Origin of the sequence: Azospirillum sp. TSO5 (assembly GCF_003116065.1) — a bacterium.
Lineage (GTDB): Bacteria > Pseudomonadota > Alphaproteobacteria > Azospirillales > Azospirillaceae > Azospirillum.
In genome coordinates this window covers 1-2,125 of the sequence record NZ_LGQY01000197.1, presented here as the reverse complement: position 1 = coordinate 2,125, position 2,125 = coordinate 1, and the positions used below count along the sequence as shown (strand labels likewise).

The window sequence follows — 2,125 nt, the reverse complement described above, 5'->3', positions numbered from 1 at the left end:
GGGTGGCCACCCCCAGCAGCTCGATCCGTCGGAGACACTATAAGCCAAACTCAACATACAAGGGATGGGGAGGGGGCAACGGCCATAGCAACACCACACCCCCAGAAACGACGAAACGCGCGGCACCCTTTCGGATGTCGCGCGCCGCTCTCTTACCGGGAGTCGGAATCGTCCTGTACGCGTCCTAATTCTTGTCGGCGGAGCGGCAAGCGCCCCGCCTCAGCACACCAAACGCGCCCCAGATGCCGGGGAAGCTATCAGGCCGCGACCTGCTGCTTCTCCTGGGCCTTGGCGATCCGGCGCTTGATGCGACGGGCGTCGAGGCTCAGGACGGCGTCCTTCGCATCGAGCAGGAAGGCGTCGAGGCCGCCCTTGTGCTCGATCGAGCGGATCGCGTTCACCGAGAGGCGCAGACGCACCAGCTGCCCCAGGCTGTCGCTGAGCAGCGACGTTTCCTGGAGGTTCGGCTGGAAGCGGCGGCGATTCTTGTTGTTGGCGTGGCTGACGTTGTTGCCAAACTGCGTGCCCTTGCCGGTCACGGAGCACCGACGTGCCATCGGACTGATCCTTTACTTTAGCAAATGAAACCCGGTAACGGACGGCCTGCCGCCCGAAGGAGGCCGCTATATAGTCGAACAAAAGCGCCGTCGTCAAGCCGGGATCCGCGATGAAACCGTCAAAAGCCGAGTCGTCGCGGAAAGGTGGAGAGTCGAAGCGCGGCGGCCTCTTCGATCAGGCGAAGAGACGCGCCGCGCCAATCTTGCCGTGACCGGTGTCAGTTCACGGTGGGGGAGGTCTTCGACGCCGGCTTGGCGGCAACCGGCTTGGCCTGGCGGCGCGGCGCCGGCTTGGCCACGGCCTTCACCTCCTCGGCGAAGGCGGCGGCCGGAGCGGCCTGCTCGGCCTTCACCGTCTCGACCAGTTCCTGCACCGGAACCTCGACCGGCTTGGCGGCGGCGACCGGAGCGGTCTCGGCAGCCTTGACCGGAACCGGGGCCGGCACCGGAGCGGCTTCCGGAGCCTCGACGGCCGGGGCCGGAGCGGGGGCTTCGACCTTTGCCTCAACCTTCGGCGCCTCAACCTTCGGCTCCTCGGCCTTCGGGGCGGCGACCGTCACCAGCGTCGGCTTCGGAGCCTCGGCCTTCGGGGATGCGACCGGAACGGGGGCGGCAACCGGAGCGGCATCGGCGACCGGAGTCGGCAGGGTGGTGATCTCGGCGGCGATCTTGGTGGAGACGTCCAGGAAGCCCTGCACGCTCTCGGTCACGCGGGCCTGGGCGGTGGACAGCCAATCGCGCTGCAGCGCGGCCAGATCGGCGGGGGTGCGGGCCTTGCCCAGCCCGGCGGCCAGACGGCTGGCGTCGTTCACCGAGGCGGTCACGCCGTCGAACCAGCGGCGGTAGCCGTCCTGGACCAGGGTGGCGACGCGGGCGGACTTGGCCGCGGTGGTTTGGGCGTTGGTCTTGAACAGGTTCAGGACGTTGGCGGGGGTCGGCTGAGCGGTCATGGCGTTGTCTCCCGTGGAAAAGGCGCATTGGCGGAAACGGAAAGGCCGCTCCGGCGTAACCCCAGGAGACCGCGGGCACCCCGGCCCAAGCGATGTTCACCGAATCGACAAAGGCCGAATCGACACACGTCGCCCCTTTCCCGCCCGGCGCAGAATAGCCCGACGGATGGTGCGGTGCAACGGATTTGTTGCGGTGCAGCATAAGCTGAACGGATTATGCCGGACCCAATTATGATTTGCTTGGCTGGTCGAGGAAGCGCCCCAGCAGGATATGGGCGGCGGCGGCCGGGATGGTGGTTCCGGCGGTCACCTCCGCCTCGAGTCGCGCCAGATCGGCCCGCACGGCGGGGTGGGCGCGGAAACGGTCGATCAGCGTCTCGCGGATCTCGCTCCACAGCCAGGCGCGGGCCTGCTCCGCCCGGCGGCTGGCGCGGGCGCCGTTGGCCTCGGTCAGCGCCTTGTGCTCGCCGATGGTCTGCCACACCGTGTCGATGCCGATCTTCCGGAAGGCGGAGCAGCTGAGCACCGGCACCCGCCAGTCGCCATGGCGCAGCAGGGCCAGCGCGTGGCGATAGTCGGCGACGGTGTGGCGGGCGGGGGGGGGGGGGGCACCGTCGG

The 2,125-nt window shown here is 68.5% G+C and carries 2 protein-coding genes and 1 pseudogene; all 3 read right to left on the bottom strand.

What is annotated here, in order from left to right; translation table 11 throughout:
- Positions 1–257: 257 nt before the first annotated feature.
- On the bottom strand, positions 258–557 hold the full coding sequence (gene rpmB, locus TSO5_RS32015) for a 50S ribosomal protein L28 (RefSeq protein WP_042696295.1): 300 nt from the start codon (positions 555–557) through the stop codon (positions 258–260).
- Positions 558–775: 218 nt separating this feature from the next.
- Positions 776–1,507 carry a phasin family protein gene (locus TSO5_RS32010; RefSeq protein ID WP_109155385.1) on the bottom strand — a complete coding sequence of 244 codons (732 nt, stop codon included), beginning with the start codon at positions 1,505–1,507 and terminating at the stop codon, positions 776–778.
- A 229-nt stretch (positions 1,508–1,736) separates the two neighbouring features.
- Positions 1,737–2,125 (bottom strand): annotated as a pseudogene (locus TSO5_RS32005) (methylmalonyl Co-A mutase-associated GTPase MeaB); the annotation flags it as partial.

Coding starts and splice junctions, on each gene's coding strand:
- rpmB (WP_042696295.1), bottom strand. CDS start 557: ATGGCACGTCGGTGCTCCGTGACCGGCAAGGGCACGCAGTTTGGCAAC.
- TSO5_RS32010 (WP_109155385.1), bottom strand. CDS start 1,507: ATGACCGCTCAGCCGACCCCCGCCAACGTCCTGAACCTGTTCAAGACC.